General features: G+C 66.6%; 19 protein-coding genes. 10 read left to right on the top strand and 9 right to left on the bottom strand.

Translation table 11 applies throughout. From position 1 onward, the window contains the following. Positions 1–118: 118 nt before the first annotated feature. From recF to dnaA, 3 genes are all read right to left on the bottom strand, one after another. Positions 119–1,291 carry a DNA replication/repair protein RecF gene (gene recF / locus NA10_RS27905; RefSeq protein WP_067573201.1) on the bottom strand — a complete coding sequence of 391 codons (1,173 nt, stop codon included), beginning with the start codon at positions 1,289–1,291 and terminating at the stop codon, positions 119–121. 133 nt (positions 1,292–1,424) lie between these two features. Beyond that, positions 1,425–2,594 (bottom strand): DNA polymerase III subunit beta, encoded by a 1,170-nt coding sequence (gene dnaN / locus NA10_RS27900; protein WP_067573199.1) that lies wholly within the window; start codon positions 2,592–2,594, stop codon positions 1,425–1,427. Positions 2,595–3,354: 760 nt separating this feature from the next. Next, the gene (gene dnaA / locus NA10_RS27895; RefSeq protein ID WP_067573197.1) at positions 3,355–5,211 is read right to left on the bottom strand and encodes a chromosomal replication initiator protein DnaA; all 1,857 of its coding nucleotides are present in this window, start codon (positions 5,209–5,211) and stop codon (positions 3,355–3,357) included. Between the two features lie 516 nt (positions 5,212–5,727). On the opposite strand from dnaA, the gene rpmH reads away from it, so the two are divergent. The 10 genes from rpmH to NA10_RS27855 all read left to right on the top strand — a co-directional run bounded on the left by rpmH (position 5,728) and on the right by NA10_RS27855 (position 12,939). After that, on the top strand, positions 5,728–5,871 hold the full coding sequence (gene rpmH, locus NA10_RS36080) for a 50S ribosomal protein L34 (protein WP_083898281.1): 144 nt from the start codon (positions 5,728–5,730) through the stop codon (positions 5,869–5,871). A gap of 13 nt (positions 5,872–5,884) precedes the next feature. Next, positions 5,885–6,304: a ribonuclease P protein component gene (gene rnpA, locus NA10_RS27890; RefSeq protein WP_084515316.1), complete on the top strand. Its 420-nt coding sequence runs from the start codon at positions 5,885–5,887 to the stop codon at positions 6,302–6,304. Next, the gene (gene yidD, locus NA10_RS36075; RefSeq protein WP_084515315.1) at positions 6,301–6,624 is read left to right on the top strand and encodes a membrane protein insertion efficiency factor YidD; all 324 of its coding nucleotides are present in this window, start codon (positions 6,301–6,303) and stop codon (positions 6,622–6,624) included. Before rnpA ends, yidD begins: the two co-directional genes overlap by 4 nt. 4 nt (positions 6,625–6,628) lie before the next feature. Then, the gene (gene yidC / locus NA10_RS27885; protein WP_067573195.1) at positions 6,629–7,717 is read left to right on the top strand and encodes a membrane protein insertase YidC; all 1,089 of its coding nucleotides are present in this window, start codon (positions 6,629–6,631) and stop codon (positions 7,715–7,717) included. Positions 7,718–7,783: 66 nt separating this feature from the next. Next, positions 7,784–8,338: a Jag family protein gene (locus tag NA10_RS27880; RefSeq protein WP_084515322.1), complete on the top strand. Its 555-nt coding sequence runs from the start codon at positions 7,784–7,786 to the stop codon at positions 8,336–8,338. A 103-nt stretch (positions 8,339–8,441) separates the two neighbouring features. Further along, positions 8,442–9,143, top strand: a complete 702-nt coding sequence (gene rsmG / locus NA10_RS27875; protein WP_084515314.1) for a 16S rRNA (guanine(527)-N(7))-methyltransferase RsmG — start codon at positions 8,442–8,444, stop codon at positions 9,141–9,143. Positions 9,144–9,242: 99 nt separating this feature from the next. After that, complete coding sequence (locus NA10_RS27870) at positions 9,243–9,668, top strand: Ig-like domain-containing protein (RefSeq protein WP_067573189.1); 426 nt, start codon at positions 9,243–9,245, stop codon at positions 9,666–9,668. A gap of 398 nt (positions 9,669–10,066) precedes the next feature. After that, positions 10,067–11,014, top strand: coding sequence for a ParA family protein (locus NA10_RS27865; RefSeq protein ID WP_174562563.1), 948 nt, complete (start codon positions 10,067–10,069; stop codon positions 11,012–11,014). Positions 11,015–11,018: 4 nt separating this feature from the next. Then, positions 11,019–12,050, top strand: a complete 1,032-nt coding sequence (locus tag NA10_RS27860; protein ID WP_067573185.1) for a ParB/RepB/Spo0J family partition protein — start codon at positions 11,019–11,021, stop codon at positions 12,048–12,050. Between the two features lie 160 nt (positions 12,051–12,210). Further along, positions 12,211–12,939 carry a hypothetical protein gene (locus tag NA10_RS27855; protein WP_067573254.1) on the top strand — a complete coding sequence of 243 codons (729 nt, stop codon included), beginning with the start codon at positions 12,211–12,213 and terminating at the stop codon, positions 12,937–12,939. Positions 12,940–13,060: 121 nt separating this feature from the next. On the opposite strand, the gene NA10_RS27850 is transcribed toward NA10_RS27855, so the two are convergent. The 6 genes from NA10_RS27850 to murJ form a co-directional block, all read right to left on the bottom strand. Beyond that, on the bottom strand, positions 13,061–14,266 hold the full coding sequence (locus NA10_RS27850) for an N-acetylmuramoyl-L-alanine amidase (protein WP_067573183.1): 1,206 nt from the start codon (positions 14,264–14,266) through the stop codon (positions 13,061–13,063). Between the two features lie 146 nt (positions 14,267–14,412). Further along, positions 14,413–14,751 (bottom strand): thioredoxin, encoded by a 339-nt coding sequence (gene trxA, locus NA10_RS27845; protein ID WP_067573181.1) that lies wholly within the window; start codon positions 14,749–14,751, stop codon positions 14,413–14,415. A 12-nt stretch (positions 14,752–14,763) separates the two neighbouring features. Then, positions 14,764–15,747, bottom strand: coding sequence for a thioredoxin-disulfide reductase (trxB, locus tag NA10_RS27840; protein WP_067573179.1), 984 nt, complete (start codon positions 15,745–15,747; stop codon positions 14,764–14,766). A gap of 167 nt (positions 15,748–15,914) precedes the next feature. Beyond that, entirely contained in the window at positions 15,915–16,841 is a 927-nt protein-coding gene (locus NA10_RS27835; protein WP_067573177.1) for an RsmA family anti-sigma factor, read from the bottom strand. A 107-nt stretch (positions 16,842–16,948) separates the two neighbouring features. Then, a complete protein-coding gene (sigM, locus tag NA10_RS27830; protein WP_067573252.1) occupies positions 16,949–17,467 on the bottom strand; it encodes an RNA polymerase sigma factor SigM in 519 nt (172 codons plus the stop codon). A 258-nt stretch (positions 17,468–17,725) separates the two neighbouring features. After that, a complete protein-coding gene (gene murJ, locus NA10_RS27825; protein ID WP_084515320.1) occupies positions 17,726–21,592 on the bottom strand; it encodes a murein biosynthesis integral membrane protein MurJ in 3,867 nt (1,288 codons plus the stop codon). Between the last annotated feature and the right edge of the window lie 136 nt (positions 21,593–21,728).

Below are 21,728 nucleotides of genomic sequence, written 5' to 3'. Positions count from 1 at the left end.
CGCGCCATCGATCGGCGCGCCCGCACACCCTTGGGGAGAAACCTGGGGAATTGGGGATAACTCCCTGTCGGCCAGCCCGATTCGGGTGGCGTCCCGGCTGCGGGCACGCCGGGGCCGCCTACTCCCCGATGCGAGATGTCCGGCGATCCGCCTCGCCCGTGGTCTCCACCCGCATCGGGGCCGCCTCGAGTTCGGCGGGCACATCCTCGGGCACCGCCGCGGTGATGAACACCTGCTCCGCCTCCGCCGCGACCGCCGCCAGCGCGGTGCGGCGGCGGCGATCGAGTTCGGCGAAGACGTCATCGAGGATCAGCACCGGATCGGTGCCGGCCGTGCGCAGCAATTCGAACGCGCCGAGTCGCAACGCCAGTGCGAAGGACCAGGATTCGCCGTGACTGGCGAATCCCTTCGCGGGGGACGAGCCGAGCATCAACTCCAGATCGTCGCGGTGCGGGCCGACCAGGCACACCCCCCGCTCCAACTCCTTCTGCCGCGCGTTCGCCAACTCGCGCAACAGGATCGCCTCCAGATCGGCGTCGTCGTCGAGCTGCGGGGTGCGCGCCGGATCGAGCAGTTCCGGTGGGAGATAACCACTTCGGTACGCGATCGACGCCGGGCGCGACTCCGGTGCGATCGATTCATAGGCCTGTGCGAGATGTGGATAGAGTTCGTGCACCAGTCGCAGCCGCTGCGCCAGCAGTACCGCACCGTGCGCGGCCAGATGCCCGTCCCATACGTCGAGGGTGCTCAACTCCGCCCCGCGACCACCCGAACGAGCAAGTCGCCCAGCGGTTTTCAACAGGGCCGAGCGCTGCCGCAGCACCTTGTCGTAATCCGCGCGCACCCCCGCCAAGCGCGGCAGGCGCGCGGTGGCGAGCTCGTCCAACAAGCGTCTGCGCTCCCCCGGATCCCCGCGCACCAGTGACAGATCCTCCGGCGCGAACAGCACCGTCTGCAGAATGCCCAGGATCTCGCGCGGCCGCCGGACCGGCGAACGATTGATCTGCGCGCGATTGGCCACACCCTGATTGAGCTCCATATCCACGCGCAGCTCGCGCCCGGTGTTCACCACCGTCGCCCCGATCCGCGCCTTCTGCGCGCCCATCCGGATCAGCGGAGCGTCGGCGGAGACGCGGTGTGAGCCGAGGGTGGACAGATATCCGACGGCCTCGATGAGATTGGTCTTGCCGTTGCCGTTGGAGCCCAGGAAAACCGTTCGGCCGGGCGTCAATTCGAGCTCGGCGGCCTCCCAGGACCGGAAATCGCGCAGCGACAGGGTGCGCACGTACATCCGGCTAACCCACCCTGCCCTTCGCCCTGGTGAAATGGAAAAACCCGGTGGGAGGAGCCGAAACCCCTACGCGCACCGAGTTTTTCACAGGTTTGTCAACACTGTGCACAGTGTTCTACCGGTCTTCGGTGACTCAGCCCGGCAGCCGCACCGGCATCAACAGGTAGATGTAGCTGCTGGCCAGCGCCGCGAACGCACCCGAATCCAGCTGGGCCGGATCCTCTTCCGGTGCGGGCACGAAGACGGCCGGACGGCTCGGGGTGGTGAAGCCGAAGGTCACCTTGTCGGTGCGCAGCGCGCCCAGGCCGTCGACCAGGTAGCCCGGGTTGAAGGCGATGGTCAGCGGCTCACCGCGGAAATCGGCCTCCAGCCACTCCTCCGCGCGACCGGCGTCGTCACCGCCGGCGGAGAGCAGCAGGCCCTCCTCGGAGAACTCCATGCGCACCTGAGCGCCGCGCTCAGCCACCAGGGCCACACGCTTGATGGCCTCGACCAGCGCGCTCACCGAGAGCGTGGCGATGGAGGTGTGCTCCTTGGGGAGCAATTGGCGGAACTTGGGGAATTCGGCGTCGAGCAGGCGCGTGGTGGTGCGGCGCCCGCCGTTCACAATGCCGAGCAGACCGTCCGAGCCCGTACCGAAGGCCAGCTGCACCGGCTTGTCGGAGGAGCCGAGCGTCTTACCGGCCTCGGAGAGCGTGCGAGCGGGGACCAGCACCGCGGTCTCGACATCGGCGCGGCCCGGGTTCCACTCCAGCTCGCGCACGGCGAGGCGGAAGCGGTCGGTGGCGGCGAGGACGACCTTGGGGCCCTCGATCTCCACCCGGATGCCGGTGAGCATGGGGAGCGTGTCATCGCGGCCCGCGGCGACGGCCACCTGGCCGACCGCCTCGGAGAACAGATCCACCGCGAGTTCGCCGGTCTGGGGAGGAAGTTCGGGAAGCTGGGGATAATCCTCGACCGGCATGGTCGGCAGCGAGAACTTGGCGCTGCCGCAGGCGATCAGTACGCGGGTGCCGTCCACCGATACATCGATCGGCTTGTTGGAGAGCGCCTTGGTGATATCGGCCAGCAGGCGGCCGGAGACCAGCACCTGCCCGGGACCGGCGACCTCGGCGGCCACGCGCATCTGCGCGGAGACCTCGTAGTCGAAGCCGGACACGGTGAGACCATCTTCATCGGCCACGAGGAGCACACCGCCGAGCACAGGCACCGGGGGCCGCGACGGCAGGCTGCGGGCCACCCAGGCTACGGATTCGGCGAAGTCCTCGCGAGCGACCCGAAACTTCATGCTTGCAAGCTCCATCGCCCGGTCTGTTCCTCTCCCAGTCTCGATCAGTCGTGATCTGTGAATGCTGCTGCAGGGACTTCCCCCTGGAACCCATGCAGTCTCGCACAGGGGGCCGACATCAAACCGTACCCGCGATCCGCGCGCGCCGGGTCGGAGGGTCCGCGGCGATCCCGGATGTCCTTCTTGTCCATGCGTCGTTGTGCACGAGCCGGGGACCGCTCCCAGCGAACCGTTCGCTCCCCACCCGAGTTTCCACACACCTGTTTTAAAAGAGAATTTCAATTAGAGAGAAATGAAGTAGTAGTAGGCGGTGTGGAATCTGTGGACTTCCGCTCTTTCCGCAGGTCCGGGTGCGCGGCGGCGTGTGGATGTCTCGAGGGTGTCTCGAGGATGAACGGCGCATGGCTGTGGAACCACCGCCGGTTTCCACATTCATCCTCGAGTCATCCTCGAGTTGCTCCCCGGTTTCCGGCCCACCTGCCCACATGGGGGCGAATCGGTGGACAACTCCGAGTTTCCTCGAGGACTCCCATGGGACTCCTCGAGGAATCCACAGGGCACAACTCCCATCTTCCCAGGTCAGACCTCGAGGATGGATTCACCTGTGGGAACTGTGCACTACCCGCTGTGCACACCTGTTGACGGAGCCCTGTGCGCAAACCGGTGCACAACTCGAGGATTCCACACAGTTTCCTCGAGGACTCCTCGAGGAATCCACAACCCCGAAAACACAAGACCCCCACGTCAGAAGACGTGGGGGCCTGTTAGCTGTGGATCAGCGGGAACGCTGTTTAATCCGGGCTGTGAGTTCTTGAACCTGGTCGTACACCCGGCGCCGCTCGGTCATCTCCTTGCGCACCTTCTTGTCCGCGTACATGACCGTGGTGTGGTCGCGGCCGAAGGCCTGGCCGATCTTGGGCAGGGATAGGTCGGTCAGCTCGCGGCACAGGTACATGGCGATCTGCCGGGCCTGCGCGAGCGGGCGGGCCTTACCCGGACCGGTCAGCTCCTCCAGCGTGGTGTTGAAGTACTCCGCGGTCACGGCCATGATCGTGGACGCGGTGATCTCCATGGTCGCCGCATCGGGCATGAGGTCACGCAGCACCACCTCGGCCAGCGACAGGTCCAGCGGCTGCCCGTTGAGCGAGGCGAAGGCCGTCACCCGGATGAGCGCGCCCTCCAGTTCCCGGATATTGCGCTCCACCCGGCTGGCGATGAGTTCGAGCACGTCGTGCGGGACGTCGAGGCGATCCATCCGGGCCTTCTTGCGCAAGATGGCGATGCGCGTCTCCAGTTCCGGCGGCTGCACATCGGTGATCAGGCCCCATTCGAAGCGGGTGCGCAGCCGCTCCTCCAGCGTGGCCAGCTGCTTGGGCGGCCGGTCAGAGGACACCACGATCTGCTTGTTCGCGTTGTGCAGGGTGTTGAAGGTGTGGAAGAACTCCTCCTGGATGCCTTCCTTGCCCTCGATGAACTGGATGTCGTCCACCAGCAGGATGTCGGTCTCGCGATAGCGGCGCTTGAAGGCCACCTTGCGGTCGTCGCGCAGCGAGTTGATGAAGTCGTTGGTGAACTCCTCGGTGGAGACGTACTTCACCCGCATGCCCGGGAACAGCCGCTGGGCGTAGTGCCCGGCCGCGTGCAGCAGGTGCGTCTTGCCCAAACCCGAAGCGCCCCAAACGAATAGCGGATTGTAGGCGCGTGCGGGCGCCTCCGCGATGGCCACCGCCGCGGCGTGCGCGAAGCGGTTGGAGGCGCCGATGACGAAGGTTTCGAAGGTGTACTTGGCGTTCAGGCTGTTCGCCGAGGACGGCTGCGGGGTTTCGCGCTCGGGCGACTTGTTGAAATAGGTCGGCCACGAATTGCGCGCGTTCACCACCGGCTCGTCCTGGTGGTGGTCCTCGTCCACGGGCCGTCGGGTCTGCTGCTGCACGGGGATGGGCGCGGGTTCGGGCTCGGCGAACTGGGCGGGCGGTTCGGGCGAGAACAGCGATTCCTGCCCGGGCGGCATGGCCGGTGGCCGGTGGTTCTCGCGGCGGCGGGGTGGTTGCTGCGGTTCCGGGGCGGGTGCCGGCAACTCTTCGGCCATCTGTGGCTGACCGAATTCCACCGGTGGATAAGATTCGCGCTCGCCGTACTCGGCGGGATAGTCCGGGGTGGGGGCGTAGCGGGGCTGTGGATATTCCGGCTGTGCCTGGTAGTGCGGCTGCTGACGCTCCACCGGGGCCGGTGGCGGGGGTGCCGGCTGATAGCTCATCGGCGCGTGATCGGGCTCACGCGGCCGTTCGGGGCGCGAGGTCATCCGGGCGTGCCGGGGCGCGTTGGCCGAACGATCCACCGGGGAGTTCTGCTGTGCCCTTATCCGCACGCCGAGGCCCTCGACCTGAAGTCCGCGCCGGGCCAGCGAGCGCAGGATGGGTTCGCGCAGATCGCGTTCCACGACCTCCTGGGCCATGGTTCCGGGCACCGAGAGCAGGGCGAATCCCTGCGCGAAGGTGATCGGTTCGATGATGCCGAGCCAGGCTTTGTGCGCCTTGCTGACCGGCTGGATCTCCCCGTCCGCGGAGCCGCTCGCGAGTTCGGCGATCACCTCGGGCCAGACAGCTGTCAGCACATTCTGCTCGTCGTCCACGAACGTAGTCCTCCCCGGAGCAAGGTCGATTGGAGCAGACGGGCGGCGACTGCTCGATTCCCCCAGGTAACCGGGCGTCGACGAGCTCCGTCAGCCCTACGAATATGCCACTCCAAGGGTGTTTCCACACAATTATCCACAGATGTGGACAACCTGGGGATGCGTGTCGCATCCCGTCGAATCCCCCTATTCGGGCGCAGACCTGCGGTTCTTCAGCAATCAGCTGGCAACTGCACGCTAGGTCGCTCCAACGCCTCGATGGACCGTACAGGAACCGGACCATCGACGCGAACCGCCTGGGCAGGGCCGAAAGGCCGGGCTTTACCCCGAGTTTGACCCTCGTCCAGCAGATCAGTACCCTTCTACAGTCACCCTATGGTGCGGTGGCGGCTGTGTGCTGCCCGTGCCGATAAGGGTATTTGCGCCGATGGATCCCAGATTCGCCGGATCGCAGACCGTTTCACCGACAAAGCTTCGGGCGTCAACCGACGCCCACCACCTAGAGGAGTGTTGACCGTGGCCAAGGGCAAGCGGACGTTCCAGCCGAACAACCGTCGTCGGGCGCGCGTCCACGGCTTCCGTCTCCGGATGCGGACCCGTGCGGGCCGCGCCATCGTTTCGGCGCGCCGTGGCAAGGGCCGCAAGTCTCTGACGGCCTGATTCGAGATCGTCGGTGCTGCCTGAGCCGTATCGGCTGCATCGACGTACCGACTTTTCCCGGACGGTGCGCCAAGGCCGGCGGATCGGGAGACGGGATCTCGTTGTGCACGTACTGCTACACGACGATCAGTCGAGCGGACCGGAACCATCCATCAGGGTGGGCGGTCCGCGTTTCGGCTTGATCGTCAGCAAGGCGGTGGGTAACGCGGTGGTACGCCACCGGGTGGCCCGCCGCCTGCGTCATATCTGTGCGAGCGTCGCGGTGGATCTGCCCGACGGCACGGATGTGGTTCTGCGCGCTCTGCCGGGCGCGGCGACAGCCCCTTCCGTCGATCTCGAGAAACAGATCCGGAGTGGGCTGCGCAAACTCGGCACCCTCAGCGAATCCGGCACGGCCGGTGGCGAATCGGGAACAGCTGGCAGCGACTCATGAACGTCCTGCGCGCCGCTGCCCGACTACCGGCCCAAGCTCTGATATTCCTCATCGAGCTGTATCGGACCTATGTCTCCCCCACCCGCATGCCCGTCTGCCGCTTCACTCCCACCTGTAGTGAGTACGCGGTGACGGCGCTCCGCACGCGCGGTCTGTTCGTCGGACTCGGACTGGCAGCCGTGCGCATAGCGAAATGCGCGCCCTGGCACCCTGGTGGGTGGGACCCCGTACCGGAACGTTCGCGTCACCGGCACGCGGCAGCAGCCAATGAAGGGTCACCGTCCGCGGTGACCGGCGATACGAACGACGGGAGTACATAACGCCGTGCTCGATTTCATCTACTACCCGGTGTCCGGGATCCTCTGGTTCTGGCATCGCGTCTTCGGGTGGGCGCTGGGCGACGACAGTGGTTTCGCCTGGGCGCTGGCCGTGGTGTTCCTGGTGTTCACATTGCGGTTGGTGCTGTACAAGCCGTTCGTGAAGCAGGTCCGTACCACCAAGCAGATGCAGGAGCTGCAGCCGCAGATCAAGGAACTGCAGAAGAAGTACAAGAACGATCGTCAGCAGATGACGGTCGAGATGCAGAAGCTCCAGAAGGAACACGGCTTCAATCCGCTCATGGGCTGTCTGCCCGTGCTGCTGCAGGTGCCGGTGTTCCTGGGTCTGTTCCATGTGCTGCGCTCGTTCAACCGGACCGGTACCGGTATCGGTCAGCTCGGCATGACCCCGTATGACAACGCGCATACCGCGAACTACTTCTTCAGCGCGGGCGACGTCCAGTCCTTCTTGACCGCACGGCTTTTCGGCGCTCCCCTCTCGGGCTTCATCACCGAGAAGAACGCGGTGCTGGAATCCTTCGCCGAGTACGGCGGTATGCCGAGCAAGGTCGCCATCATCGCGGTCTCGGTGCCGCTGATGATCATCGCGGGTCTGGCGACGCACTTCAACGCGCGCGCCTCGGTGGAGCGGCAGAGCGAGGCGGCCGCCGCCAACCCGCAGGCCGCCATGATGAACAAGCTGGCGCTGTACGTGTTCCCGCTGGGTGTGCTCGTCGGTGGTCCGTTCCTGCCGATCGCCATCCTCATCTACTGGGTGTCCAACAACATCTGGACCTACGCGCAGCAGCATCTCGTCTTCGGCCGCATGGAGAAGGAAGAGAACGAGAAGAAGGACGCGGCCCTCGAGCGCCGCGCCCAGAACGCGCCGAAGCCGGGCGCGAAGCCGGTCGATACGCGCAAGAAGCCCGTGGTCGATGCGCCGTCGCAGGCGGACACCAATGGCGTGGATATGGCCAAGACCGATGCGCCGCAGTCGAATCAGAACGGCTCCGCGAAGTCGGGTCAGGCCAAGCAGAATCAGGCCAAGAAGCGGTCCGGCAATCGTGGTCGCGCCAACCAGAAGCGGCGCCGCTGATCTTCTCCAGGGGCTCACTGCGATACGCGGCAGGAGCGCCGACAACTCCAGATGAAGGAAACAACCATGACTGTTGAAACCGACGGAGGGGACCCCACTGTGACGGCTGCGACGGCGGCACCGGAGACCGGGAGCGCCCCCGCGCCCGTGGTCGATGTCGAGGAAGCACTCATCGAAGAGGGTGAGATCGCCGGTGACTACCTGGAGCAGCTACTGGATGTGCTCGACTTCGACGGCGATATCGACCTCGATGTCGAGGGCGACCGGGCCGTGGTGAGCATCGACGGCGGTAAGGATCTGGCGAAGCTGGTCGGTAGTCGCGGCGAGGTCCTGGACGCGCTGCAGGAGCTCACCCGGTTGGCGGTGCAGCAGGCGACCGGTGTGCGCAGTCGGCTCATGCTCGATGTCGCGGGCTGGCGCGCGAACCGTCGTAGCGAGCTGAGCGCGCTGGGCACCGAGACCGCCAAGCGCGTGCTGGAGTCGGGCGAGCGGGAGGCGCTCACCCCGATGACTCCGTTCGAGCGCAAGATCGTGCACGACGCGGTCGCCGCCGTCGACGGTGTCGTGAGTGAGAGTGAAGGCGTGGAGCCGAGCCGACGGGTCGTCGTCCTCCCCGCGTGACACGCGCATCACACTGAAGGCCAGGGCCCCCGCGTCGGACAGACCGGGGGCCCTACGCTTGTCCGGAGTGCGGAGAGTCCCGAGAGTCGGGTTAATCGGAAGGATGTTTCACGTGGAACCTGGCACGGAGATGACCGATCTCGGTCTCGAACCGCCTGCCGCCGCCGCTGTGGTTTTCGGCGATCGATTGGAATTGGCCCGGCGGTACTACACGGTGCTCGCGGGTGCGGGTGTGGAGCGCGGCTTGATCGGACCCCGCGAAGTGCCCCGGCTCTGGGATCGGCACATCCTCAATTGCGCGGTCATCGGTGAGCTCATCCCCCAGGGCGCGACCGTCGTCGATATCGGCTCCGGCGCCGGACTGCCCGGCATCCCGCTCGCCATCGCACGACCGGATCTTCGAATCACCTTGGTGGAGCCGCTCTTGCGCCGCACCGTCTTCCTGGCCGAGTTCATCGAGGCGGCCGGACTCGAGGTGACCGTGGTGCGCGGACGCGCGGAGCAGTCGGGGGTGAAGAAGGAAGCGGGCGGCGCGGATGTCGTCACCTCCCGCGCGGTCGCCCCGCTGGCGAAGCTGGCGGGTTGGTCCATGCCGCTGGTGCGCGATCACGGACGGATGTTGGCGCTCAAGGGAATCAGTGCCCTCGAGGAATTGGAGCGCGATCGTGCCGAACTCGCCAAGGCGGGGGCGGGTCATACCGAGGTGCTCGAATGCGGTGTGGGCGTATTGGAAACGCCCACCATGGTGATCAGCGCGGAGAAGTTGCCGCGGGCCGATCGCCGCAAAGCGCGTCCGAAGAAATAGCTGAAACATAGATCTTTCAAAATCGCTGTGCGACCCGCCGCGTCTAGGTACTGTCCGGGTCACCCCATACAGAGGTGGGGTAGGAGCACAGGAGCTTTCATGAAGACCACACGGCGTGCCGGATTCGGCGTCGCACTGCTGGGCGCATTGGCCACGACCGCGCTGGTGGCCGCGCCCCAGGCCAATGCCCTCGTCAATGGGATCAGCGTTTCAGGCACCACCCTCTATGTCGGGCAGACGTACACGGTCACGGCGGATGTCACCTTTACCTCGGGACTGTTCCAGGTGACCTTCACCGACAATGGCACCGAGATCGGCAAGGCGTACCCGAGCAACAGCAAGGCGTCCGTCCAGTGGACTCCCAGCACCACGGGTTCGCATGAGCTGAAGGCGACGCAGGAGATCATCAGCAGTAAGTCCACCACCGTCACTGTGACGACTCAGCCGACCACCCCGGGTGGGGGCACCGGCTCCTCCGGGAACAACCCGCTCGCCGGATTGCTGAGCTCGCTCTCCGCCAAGTAGTCCGAATGGTCCAGTAGCTCAACGGGGCGAGTGGTCCACTCCCCCACCGCGACCCGAACGGGCGCGACGGCCAGCCCGCCGTCGCGCCCGTTCCGTGTTCCTGGCCGGGTGGCAGAGTGTTTGTCCGGCTTGGTTTCCCGTGAAACATCGCCCCAATTCCGTTCGGGGTGAGCGATTATGCGTGTCGCGGGTGCGGGATTGTCGTTCAACTTCCGTATTGTGTCCCGTACTGGCAAGCTATGAACGTCGAGCGTGAGTGCCCCACAGTGGCGGTGCCCGGCGGCTCTCCCTACGCGCATCCACTCGGCCACGTGTCTTTGAGTTTCTCGGGGTTAGGAGCCTGTATGTCCAACGGTCCGGCGAATGTTTCACGGGAAACAACGTCCCGGGTACCCGGCATGCTCGATACCGGAACCTTCGATGTAGAGGAGTTCAGCCGCACCCCGTTCGGGAACATCTCCCCCAGCGAGACCCCGATCGCCGCGGAGGCGCAGCGCGCCAGCCAGGTGCTGCACCCCGGCAATTCCGCCATTGCGCGCCCGCGCGAACAGCGCGTCATCACCATCGCCAATCAGAAGGGCGGTGTGGGTAAGACCACCACCGCCGTGAATCTCGCGGCCGCGCTGGCGGTGCAGGGTATGCGGGTGCTCGTGGTCGATCTCGATCCGCAGGGCAATGCCAGCACCGCGCTCGGCATTCCGCATCACTCCGGCATTCCGTCCAGCTATGAACTGCTCATCGGTGAGTGCACCGTGCGGGACGCCATCCAGCAGAGCCCGCACAATGAGCGACTGCTCTGCATTCCGGCCACCATCGATCTGGCCGGCGCCGAGATCGAACTCGTCTCCATGGTCGCCCGCGAGGGCCGGTTGAAGGCCGCCATCCAGGAGGCGAACCTCGCCGGATACGACATCGACTACGTCATGATCGACTGCCCGCCCTCGCTCGGACTGCTCACGGTGAACGCGCTCGTGGCCGCCAAGGAGGTGCTGATCCCCATTCAGTGCGAGTACTACGCGCTGGAGGGTGTGGGTCAGCTGCTTCGCAATATCGGTCTGGTGCAGGCGCATCTGAATCCCGAATTGCATGTCTCCACGGTCGTTCTCACCATGTACGACGGTCGCACCAAGCTCGCCGATCAGGTGGCCGAGGAGGTGCGCGGCCACTTCGGTGACGCGGTGCTGCGCTCGGTCATCCCGCGCAGTGTGAAGGTCTCCGAGGCGCCGGGCTACGGCATGACGGTGCTCGATTACGATCCGGGCTCCCGGGGTGCGATGAGCTACCTCGACGCGGGTCGCGAGATGGCGTCCAAGGCGGCGACAGCGAACAACGAAAGGGGTCAGTAGACCGATGAGTCAGGCGAAAAAGGGTGGACTTGGACGAGGTCTCGCCGCGCTGATCCCCACCGGCCCCGCGGCCACGCCGGGTGGGTTGGGCAGCGCTGCCGCCAATGTCGTCATCGGTCTCGATCCGATCGGCCCGCAGCCGGCTTCGGCCTTCCTGCACCGGGTTCCCGATCCGGCCGATACGACCGAGCCGACGGTGGTGCAGGAGATCGACGCGGGGGCGACCTATCGGGAGATTCCGCCCGATCAGATCGTCCCGAATCCCAAGCAGCCGCGCCAGGTCTTCGATGACGAGGCGCTCGCCGAACTCGTGCACTCCATCAAGGAGTTCGGTCTCATGCAGCCGATTGTGGTGCGGCAGGTGGAGACCCTGCCGACACCGCAATACCAGCTCATTATGGGTGAGCGGCGCTGGCGGGCCAGCCAGGCCGCGGGCCTGGAGGCTATCCCCGCCATCGTGCGCGAGACCGCAGACGACGCCCTGCTGCGGGATGCGTTGCTGGAGAACATCCACCGCGTGCAGTTGAATCCGCTCGAAGAGGCGGCGGCCTATGAACAGCTGCTCGAGGAATTCGGTGTCACCCATGAGGAATTGGCTTCGCGAATCGGCCGTTCCCGACCCGTCGTGACGAATATGATTCGCCTGCTGAAACTTCCGATTCCGGTGCAGCGCCGGGTAGCGGCGGGTGTGCTCTCCGCCGGGCATGCCCGCGCGGTGCTGGCTTTGGAAGCGGGAGCGGCCGCGCAGGAGGCGCTCGCGATTCGGATTGTGGCCGAGGGTATGTCGGTCCGTTCCACCGAGGAAGCCGTGAAGTTGGCGAATCGGAATCCGGATGCGGCGGCCACTCCCCCGGCGCCGAAGCGCAAGCCGATTCAGATGCCGGGTTTGCAGGATGTCGCCGAGCGGTTGTCGGAATCCTTCGACACGCGCGTCACGGTGGCGCTGGGTAAGCGTAAAGGCAAGATCACGGTCGAGTTCGGTTCGATCGACGATCTCGAGCGAATTGTCAGCCTGATGGAGCAATCGAAACTCTGAAATCGGCCCTACTCTGGGGTCGAGGCGGAAACGTCACTGTGACGCAGATGTTTTTATCCCCCGAGAGGCGTGTTGCTTTGATCGCTTATTCTTGCTGGCGAGTAGATATCGATGCGGCGTGAGTGTGGATGAATCGGACAGCTGGAGGCTGAGCAGAGCGGTGTCGACCAGCGTTACCGCATTGACCCTCGGCGGACTCGACAAACTTCCGGCACATGCGCGACGGTGTGTGTTCTGGGAGATCGATCCGGCGGTGGCCGCGGACTCCCGAGAATTCAGCGACCCGGTCTTCGAGAAGGAGGCCTGGCTCTCGACCGTACTCCTGGAGTGGGGGTCGTGCGGGCAGGTCGCCTTGATCGACGGTCAACCGGCCGGGGTGGCGCTGTACTCGCCGCCGAGCGTGGTGCCGCGCGCCGGACTCTTCCCCACGTCCCCGGTGAGCCCGGATGCCGTCCTGCTGACCACGCTGCGGGCCGAATTCCCGTATCACAGTGGCGACGTAGCCCAGCAGCTGATTCAGGCCGTGGTGGGCGATCTGGTGCGTCGTGGTGTGCGGGCCATCGAGGCGTTCGGTATTCGCTGGGATCCGCCGACCACCCATATGGCGGATCTGGGTTCGATGATGTTCATGGAGCGCATCGCCCCCACCCCTACGCGCGCCGCGAAAACCCCGTCCGCCTCGGCCGGGTGCACGCCGGAGACGTGCATGATCGATGCCGATTTCCTGGAGGAAGTCGGATTCAAAGTGATTGCCGCGCATCACCGTTTCCCGCGGCTGCGGTTGGAGCTGGACAGTGACCACCTGTGGAAGGAAGACGTCGAGCGTGCGCTCGATCAACTCCTCGCCACCGCGGCGCTGAGCATGCCGAACCGCCTGATCACCCTCTGAGGCAATCACGGAACTCTCGTAGGCTCTCAGGGGCTTGCCCCTGAACCCCAAAGGAAAAGCCCTTTGCCCCGTACTACGGGCAAAGGGCTTCTTCATGTTTCAGAGTATTCAGAGCCGGAACTCAGATGCGGTCCGCGGCGGCCAGTTCCTCGGCGAGCAGCTCGGCGAAGGTGTACGTACCGGTTGGCTGATCATCCTGCCCGAGCAGGTACAGCCGCTTCACCGAGATCAGGATGGCCTCCGCGATCACATCCCGCATACGCGGATTGGTGAGCACCGAAGAATCGTAATCGCTTGTGAGATAACCGATATCGACCTGCACGGTCGGCATCTTGGTGAGGCGCAGCAGATCCCAGGTGCGCGCGTGCGTACGGCAGTCCTGTAGCGAGGTGCGCGCCACGATCTCACGCTGGATGAAGCCGGCCAGCACCTGGCCGATCATCGAGGTGGAGCCGTGCGAATTGCCGAAGTGGAAGCTCGCTACACCGCTGGCGGAGGTGCTGGGGTTACCGGCGCAGCGCAGCGAGATCATCAGATCGGCGTCGAAGGTATTGGAGGTCTCGGCGCGTTCGGCATCGGAGGGGTTGGCGCCCCAGGGCCGGGACAGGAAGGTCTCCATACCCGTTGCGGCCATGCGTCCTTCGAGGCGGCTGGCCAGATCCCAGAGGATCTCCGATTCGTAGACGTCGCCGAATTCGCTGGGTACGGCCGAGCCCTTGTCCGGTCCGCCCAGACCCGGATCGATGACGATGCGCTTGCCGGTCAGCTGCGGACCGGCGCGGTGCACGACCTCCTCCTCGGCGATGCGATGCGGATTGCCGCCGGTGACGCGCGCGCCCAGCAACTCCAGTGAGCGGAGTGTGTCCGGCCCGCAGATGCCGTCCCCGGCGAGGCCGATCTCACGCTGGAAGGAGGTGAGCCCCTCGTGGGTGTGCGGTCCGAAGTAGCCGTCCACCCGGCCCACGTAGAAGCCCAGATCCTGTAGGCGGCGCTGCAGGGTGGCGACGTCGTCGCCGTACAGCGGTGCCGAGAGCTGATAGATCAGGGTGCGTGCGCCGAGGCGGTAGGAGGCTTCCTTGAGCGCCCGGTAGGTGGCCGGGCCCACCACGCCGTCGACGAGCAGGCCGCGATGCTGCTGGAAGGCCCGCACCGCGGAGTCGAGGTCGTGGTCGAAGGTGGCTTCGACATCTTTCCAGTACTCGCCGTTGCCGTTGCCGTTGCCGTTGGTTTCGGCGGCCGGGTGTGAGTTCAGGAATCCGAGACTTGCGAGGGTGCTCCGAACCTCAGCTACGGCTGGTCCAGTATCGCCGTGACGAAGTCGGTGCATGCGTAAGAGCCCTTTCCTTCCGCCAACCCGGGTACCCACTCGTGCACAGGTTTACACAACCGTGCACGACCGGAGCGTCGGTCGATTGTCTCAGACCCGGACCAGATTTCGGCAACTGTCGAGTGCAGGCATCGTACGGCGCGTCGTCAGATAACACCCTCGAGTTCACGCAGAAGGGCCGCTTTGCCCTTTGCGCCGACGATCCGCTTGACTTCCTTGCCCCCTTGGAACAGCACCATGGTAGGCAACGACAGGATGCCGTAGTCCTTCGAGGTCTCCGGATTGGCGTCCGCGTCAACCTTTGCGATGGTCAGGGTATCGGTATGGCTGGCGGCGATCTCCTCGAGCACCGGCGCGACCATCTTGCAGGGACCGCACCAGGCCGCCCAGAAGTCGACCAGGACCGGCTTCTCGCTGGCCAGCACATCCTGTGCGAATGTCTGGTCGCTGACCGTGATGGTGGCGGTGGTCTTGGCGTCGGACATGGGTCGATCTCCTTAGTTATTGACTTCCACCGGGCGACCGGCGTGATCGAGGGTATTGCTGGTGATGTCACCCTGCTCGGCGAGCCAGCGTTCGGCGTCGATGGCCGAGCGGCAGCCGGTTCCGGCGGCGGTGATGGCCTGGCGGTAGGTGTGGTCGACCAGATCGCCCGCGGCGAAGACGCCGGGGACCGAGGTGTAGGTGGACTGGCCCTGCACCTTGACGTAACCCTCGTCGTCCAATTCCACCTGGCCGGTGACGAGTTCGCTGCGCGGATCGTGGCCGATGGCCACGAACAGGCCGGTGGCGGGCAGTTCGCTGGTCTCGCCGGTGCGGGTGTCGCGCACGGTGAGGCTGGTGACGGCCGAATCACCGTGCACCGCAGTTACTTCGGTGTTCAGCAGGAAACGGATCTTCTCGTTGGACTTGGCGCGCTCGAGCATGATGCGGGAGGCGCGGAACTCCTCGCGGCGGTGGATGATGGTGACGCTGGCGGCGAACTTGGTGAGGAAGGTGGCCTCCTCCATGGCGGAGTCGCCGCCGCCGACCACCACGATGTCCTGGCCCTTGAAGAAGAAGCCATCGCAGGTGGCGCAGGCGCTCACGCCGCGGCCGAGGAGATCCTGCTCACCCGGGATGTTCAGGTAGCGCGCGGCCGAGCCCATGGCCAGGATGACGGCGTACGCCTCGAAGGTCTCGCCGCCGACGGTGACCTTCTTGATGGTGCCGGACAGATCGAGGGCGTCCACGTCCTCGGTGCGGATGTCCGCGCCGAACCGCTTGGCCTGCTCGCGCATCTCCTCCATGAGGTCGGGGCCCATGATGCCGCCGCGGAAGCCGGGGAAGTTCTCCACCTCGGTGGTCGTCATGAGCGCGCCGCCGAACTGGGTGCCCTCGAAGAGCAACGGCTGCAACTCCGCTCGCGCGGCGTACACGGCAGCCGTGTATCCGGCCGGTCCGGAACCGACGATGATCAGGTCGCGAACAGCGGTAGTCAAGAGGGCCTCCGAAGGCAGATGTTTAACAGGCAGGTCGGTCAACAACAGGGTAAACGGTGTTGTTCCCGAAGTTCCGGGGGCTGGGCGCGGGGGTGAGCCCGCGCACTCCCGGGAAAAAGGGGTAGGGAACCGTGCCCCGTACCCCTTCCTACCAGTGCTGTTGCGTCTCAGCCGATATCGACGCTGGTGAGCACCTGCGGGTCGGCGGCGGTGCAGCCGTTGCCCAGTACCGCGGCGGTGATCTGCGGCGCCTGCGGTCCGGCGAGCAGTACCAGGACGGCGGGCTGACCGGTGTAGGTGACGGTGCGCGAGCCGAGTACGGGGCGGTCCAGCTGTGCGGCGGCCAGGCAGGCCGATAGCGCATTGCCCTTGGCGAGCGGACCGCTGATGTCATGGCGGCCCATGGCCGTCAGCACGTCGACCGGTGCGAAATCGGCGGCCAGGGTGTTGTCGGCGGGCTGGGCCGGGGCGGGGGCGGCATTGCGGTTGTGCACGGCGTCCACGGCCACCACTCCCCCGGCCAGGATGGCGGCGGCCGCCGCGGCGGCGGTGAGCCAGCGCAGGCGGCGGGAGAAGCGCTGTTCGCCGCGGCCCGGTTCGCCGATCGGTTCGTACTCGTCCTGCTCCAGTTCCTCGGGTGTCAGATCGCCGAGTTCGCGCGGGTCGAGTTGGCCGGTGTCGAACATGGCGGAGCCGTTCAATACCGGCATGGGCGCGGTGGAAGGCGGTGCGGGATGGGTGGATTGGCGCGGTACCGGCAGCCGGTGCACGGTGGCGAGCAGACCCGGTTCGGCGGGTTCGGTGGCGGCGAGGTCGTCGATCATCCGCTCCAGCCGGGAGGTGATCTCGACGGGCATGGGGTGGACGATGTGCTCATCGCGGCCGAGGTCGCGCAGGCGCAGATTCACCTGGTCGAGGGAGCGCAGGTAGCGCATGGCCTCGGGATCGCGGCGCACCTGCGCCCACAGTTGTGCGGACAGGTCCGCCGGGACGTTCCCGGCGTGCAGATCGGCGAGCAGTTCGGGGGTCCACGGCGGTCGCGGGATGGTCCCGGCCGCCATGGCGCCGCCCTGTACTGCGTCGTCCTCGTTCATCGCCCCTCCAGATCGGACCCTCATGGGAATTCGCAGACCTGTCTTAGTTTTTGACGCACCGAAGGTAACTTCGGTTCCCGAATATCGCGCGCCGGGCGCGCCGTATTTCAGGTGTTCATCGATTTCAGGTGTTCTTCGAGCCGCCGCCGCCCGCGGGCGCACCGGCTCTTGACGGTCCCGGCCGGAACGCCCAGCAGCACAGCGGCTTCCGCGATCGAATACCCTTCCAGCTCCACGGCGACCAAGGCGGTGCGCTGTTCGGCGGGCAGCGTGAACAGCGCGGCATCGACCACGAGGGCGGCGTCCAGACGCGCGAAATCGTCGCGGGGATAAGGGGGTTCGAGTACGGACTCGTCGGACAAAGGTACCGTGCGGCGCAGTTTGTTGCGACGGATCCGATCCAGGCAGGCGTTCACCACGATGCGGTGCAGCCAACTGCGCACCTCGGCGTCGCCGCGGAAACCGCCCGCGCCGCGATGAGCGGAGAGCAGGGCGTCCTGGAGGGAGTCGGCGGCGTCCTCGGGCGTATAGGAGGCGCGTAGCGCGGTCTGCCAGAGATGGTCGCGGTGGCGGCGTAATAGCTCGGCGAAGGCGTGCCGCTCGCCCCGGGCGTGCGCGGCGAGCAGATCGCGATCGGTGGCCTCGCCGACCCGGGGGCGGGTCCGGACAGCCGTCGCTGTGGGCCGAGTTCGTGGCTCGGTCGCTACCCCGAAATTCTTCGCAGAGGACAATGCAACTCCTGAAACCAGCAGAGAGTACGCAAGATCATAACGAAGATAACGATTCGGCAGCAATGAATTGCGCGATAAAAGCGCAGCTAGCGGGCGTTTTCGGGCGAACCGGACAGCATCGTCGATAACCGGATCGTCCCGAATGTCACGAGATTATGGTGCGGCCTCGAACCGGACCTCGGCGATGGAGGTCTGGTACTGCCCGCCGTTCTGCGCCAGCGCGGTAATCCACACCAGCACGTAGCGGGCGGGCTGATCGGCCTGCACCGCGATCTCGGTGGTGCCGTTGCCGAGCGTCGCCGCCCCGATCAGCTGGGTTTGATCCAGGGTCGGCGAGGCGGTCGGCGAGGTCCGGATCTCCACCTGCGTGCCCGGGGTCGGCGAATCGATGATCACCTTGGTGAGCTTGCTGGGGCTGCCCAGCGTGGTCAAAATCCCCACGCCCTTCTTGAGGGCGGGGAACTGCTGGAAGTACGCGTCGGTGCGCCACAGCGTGGTCGGATTGTTGTCCAGCACCGCGCCGATGCTGCCGACGCCGTCCGGGGTGCCCTCGGGCGAGAACACCATGGCTCCGGTGACCGGTACCGGTACCCCCGCCGCCGCGCCCGGGGTGGACCCGGGCGCGCCCGGGGCCGGGGGCGCGACGCTGGAGGTGGTGAGCCCGATATTGCGCTGCTCGTTCAGCGGCGCCTCGGAGCTGCCGGGCGCGAAGACGCTCAACAGCCACCAGATGATGACGCCGACCACCAGCGCGGCGAGCACGCCGAGCCCGACCAGGATCCACATCATCCGCTGCGAGCGTTCCTTCTCGGCGGCGAGCAGTTCCGGATCGGCCAGGGTCTCGTCCGGTGCAGAGGGCGGGCGCTGGCCCAGGCGCAGCACCGGGATCAGATCGGTCTTCTGGTCCACCACCGAGGCCTGCTCCAGCACGTGCTGGACGGTCGCGGCGGTGCGCACACCCTTGTTGGACTCCAGCGAGCGCACCGCGACCGCGGAGATCTCGAAGGGCACCTCGGGCCGAATCGTCCTGGGCTCCACCGGAGTTCCGTCCGGACCGAAATCGGCCAGCGGCAGACCGCCGACGGTCGCGGCCGAACCGGTGACCCCGCCGACGCGAATCGGCCAGTGCGCGGTGATGAGCGCGTAGAGCATGGCCCCGAGCCCGCGCACATCGGATTGCGCGTCCGAATCGCCGAGCGTGCCGGGGAAGGCCAGGACGGCGTCACCGGAGGCGCTGATGCGCACCCGATCCGGATGGTCGATGGAGAGCGAGCCGCCGCCGCGGTGCGCGAGTTCGGCCGCGGCCGCCAGCGCCCGGATGGCGCGGGCCGCGCCGATCGGGGACGGCACGGTATCGGCCATCTCCTTGAGTGAGCGGCCCGGCGTCCATTCGGCCACCACGATGCCGCCGGAGGAGCCGCGCACCACATCGAGCACGCGCGCCAGCCCGGGCGAGTTGATCCGGCCCAGGCGCAGGGTGCGGGACAGGATCGCCTGCGGCCCATCGTGTCCGGAGTTCTCGGCGGCCTGCTGGTCCGCGTCGACGAAGGTGAGCGCGACCTCGCGGTCCAGCTTCACATCCAGGGCCTGCCAGAACTTGAGTCCGCGCGCGCCGCCGTGACTGGCCAGCAGTCGATAGCGGCCACCCGCGACCGAGGCGCCGGGCAGCAGTTTCGGCCCGCGCTGCACGCGCTTGGCGGCCTCCACCCGCATGGGCGGCATCTGCGGCGAAATCGCCTCGTAGACACCGGTTTCGGGACCCGCGTGGTCCTGCTGCTCAGGTAGCTCCTCGGAGTCGTTCCGGTCGCGACCGGTTTCCCGGTGCGCGGTGTCGTCCTTGCCGCCCTTTTTTCCGTCCGTGCGATCCGGAGTCGGGGGCGCATCCGTGGAGAGCCCACCGCCCGCGGCCGCTGCGGATTCGGCGGCCGGGACGCCGCTCGCCGCGTCGTCGCTCACCCTCGTTCCTCCTTCGCCCTGGTATGTCGGAGACCGATGTTGTTGGGCCGGACCCGGTGTCCTGCGGACGCCATCGTCAGAGGCTGCGCGCGAGCCTTCGGCGCTTGCGCTTGCCTGCCGAACAGGGTACGGGAACTCGCCCTTGCCGGTGTTGTCAACCGCACCGGGTCGGATGACGGGCAGCACCATGGTCTGCGCGTCGAGGTAAGGGTCGAACCGGTAGTAGTACGGCGCGGCCCGCAGATCCGGTTTGGGCAGCAGGGTGGTTTCGCCCATATCGCCCAGCGTGCCGCCGTCGAGTTCGAGATCCGGTGCGGGCGCGGTGATACCGAGTCGCCGCGAGATGGCCACGGTGATGGCGACGATCTCGGGAATCCCGGCCAGGCGCATCAGGCCGAAGGCGACACCGAACATGATGACCGCGGTCAGGCCGACGCGCACCAGTGAACCCAATCCGCCGAACGAGTCCGACAGCCGGTGCAGTCCGATGACCCGGTCGGCGATCAGCATGACCGCGCCGCCGGCCAGCGAGGCCAGTACCACCCGGGTCACCGTGCGCCCGACATTGGTCATGCGCAGATCGCCGAGGCTGCGGTGCAGCAGCCAGCCGCCGATGATCGCGCCCGCCACGAAGCCGAGTCCGTTGGCCACGCCGAGCGCGATGACGACGTGGTTCTCGGCGAAGAAGACCGGGGCCAGCGCGGAGAGCACGACCTTGACGCCGGTGATGCCGAGGATGATCCAGGTCGGCGTCCACGCCTGTTCGCGCGCGTAGAACACCCGCAGGTGGATCAGCACCAGCGCGTACGGAATCAGCGTGAACGCGGACCAGGAGACGGCCTCGCCCAGCCGCATGGCCTGGCCGGTGCCGAAATGCCCGTAGCCGAAGAGGGCTTCACCGATCTGCGGTCCGGCGAAGGTCATGAAGGTGACCACCGGGACGAGCGCGATCATGGTGAGCCGGGTGGCGGTGCCGAGATCGTCGACCACCGCCGGTGTGTCGTCGGCGGCGGCATTGCGGCTCAGTCGCGGCATGATCGCGGTCAGCAGCGTGACGCCGAGGACGCCGTACGGCAATTGCAGTAGCAGCCAGGCGTTTTGGTAGATGGCCGGACCGGCCTTGTCCCAGTGCGAGGAGATCCGGGTGGCGAAGGTCCAGCCGATCTGGCTGATGCCGACGTACAGGATGATGGCCGCGCCCATGCCCGCGAACTGTTTGAGCCGTTCGTCGACGCCCCAGAGCGGGCGCAGATCGATGCCCTCGCGGCGGATGGCGGGCAGCAGGCTGACCATCTGCACCACTACGCCGAGCGTCACGCCCAGGCCCAGGATGAGCAGTTTCGGTTCGCCCATGCGGACCGGGTCGAGGCTGATCTCACCGGGTGTCATGCGATAGGCGATGAGCACGGTCAGGACCACGAGATTGTTCAGCACCGGGGCCCAGGCACCGGGTTTGAACACCCCGTGGGTATTGAGGATGGCCATCAGCAGCGCCGAGGTGCCGTAGAACATCACCGCGGGCAGCAGCAGGAAGGCCAGTGCGGTGGTGAGCGCGGTGCTGACCTTGCCGTCATTGGAGAGGAAGACGTGCGTGGTCAGCACCGGCGCGAGGATCAGGACGAGGACGGTGCCGGTGCCGAGCACGGTGAGCGCGGCGGTGAAGAGTCGCCGGACGAAGGCGCTGCCGCCGTCCGGATCCTCTTTCTCGGCGCGGACCAGGGTCGGCACCACGATGGCGGTGAGCACCGCGCCGAGCAGCAGCTCGGAGATCATGGTCGGGATGGTGCTGGCGACGGTGAAGGCCGAGGCGATGGCCGGGCCGAGCACGGTCAGCAGCAGCAGCTGTTTACCGAAGCCGGTGATGCGGCTGGCCAGCGTCGCGATGGCGATGGAGCCGGAGTCGCGGACCAGTTTGGCGTTCGAGCTCTCGGGTGTGGGTGCGGTGGCGACACGCTGTTCGCGGGTGCTGGGTCCGCCGGGCGGTTTGCGCGACGGTGCTTGGCGCGGTAGCGGATTGGACTGCGGGGTCGGGTAGCGCTGGCCGCCGGGGGGCGTATTGCGCATGACCGGTCCGAGTGGTTGGTTCGGATCACCCTGGCGATGGCCCCAGTGGTAGCGGTCCTCGGGTGCGATGTGCGCGTTGCCGGGGGGCGGTCCGGCGGGGCGCGGTGGCTGCGGATTGGGCTGCGGCCGCCGGGGC

The sequence above is a fragment of the Nocardia acidivorans NBRC 108247 genome, assembly GCF_001625085.1.
Lineage (GTDB): Bacteria > Actinomycetota > Actinomycetes > Mycobacteriales > Mycobacteriaceae > Nocardia > Nocardia acidivorans.
Note: the sequence above shows the minus strand (reverse complement) of the source record. Positions and strands in the feature narration are given on the sequence as shown.

Bases quoted from the DNA above. Each gene is read 5' to 3' on its own strand.
- recF (WP_067573201.1), bottom strand. From the start codon at position 1,291: ATGTACGTGCGCACCCTGTCGCTGCGCGATTTCCGGTCCTGGGAGGCC.
- dnaN (WP_067573199.1), bottom strand. From the start codon at position 2,594: ATGGAGCTTGCAAGCATGAAGTTTCGGGTCGCTCGCGAGGACTTCGCC.
- yidD (WP_084515315.1), top strand. From the start codon at position 6,301: ATGAACGTCCTGCGCGCCGCTGCCCGACTACCGGCCCAAGCTCTGATA.
- NA10_RS27880 (WP_084515322.1), top strand. From the start codon at position 7,784: ATGACTGTTGAAACCGACGGAGGGGACCCCACTGTGACGGCTGCGACG.
- rsmG (WP_084515314.1), top strand. From the start codon at position 8,442: ATGTTTCACGTGGAACCTGGCACGGAGATGACCGATCTCGGTCTCGAA.
- NA10_RS27870 (WP_067573189.1), top strand. From the start codon at position 9,243: ATGAAGACCACACGGCGTGCCGGATTCGGCGTCGCACTGCTGGGCGCA.
- NA10_RS27865 (WP_174562563.1), top strand. From the start codon at position 10,067: ATGCTCGATACCGGAACCTTCGATGTAGAGGAGTTCAGCCGCACCCCG.
- NA10_RS27860 (WP_067573185.1), top strand. From the start codon at position 11,019: ATGAGTCAGGCGAAAAAGGGTGGACTTGGACGAGGTCTCGCCGCGCTG.
- NA10_RS27850 (WP_067573183.1), bottom strand. From the start codon at position 14,266: ATGCACCGACTTCGTCACGGCGATACTGGACCAGCCGTAGCTGAGGTT.
- trxA (WP_067573181.1), bottom strand. From the start codon at position 14,751: ATGTCCGACGCCAAGACCACCGCCACCATCACGGTCAGCGACCAGACA.
- NA10_RS27835 (WP_067573177.1), bottom strand. From the start codon at position 16,841: ATGAACGAGGACGACGCAGTACAGGGCGGCGCCATGGCGGCCGGGACC.
- murJ (WP_084515320.1), bottom strand. From the start codon at position 21,592: ATGCGCAATACGCCCCCCGGCGGCCAGCGCTACCCGACCCCGCAGTCC.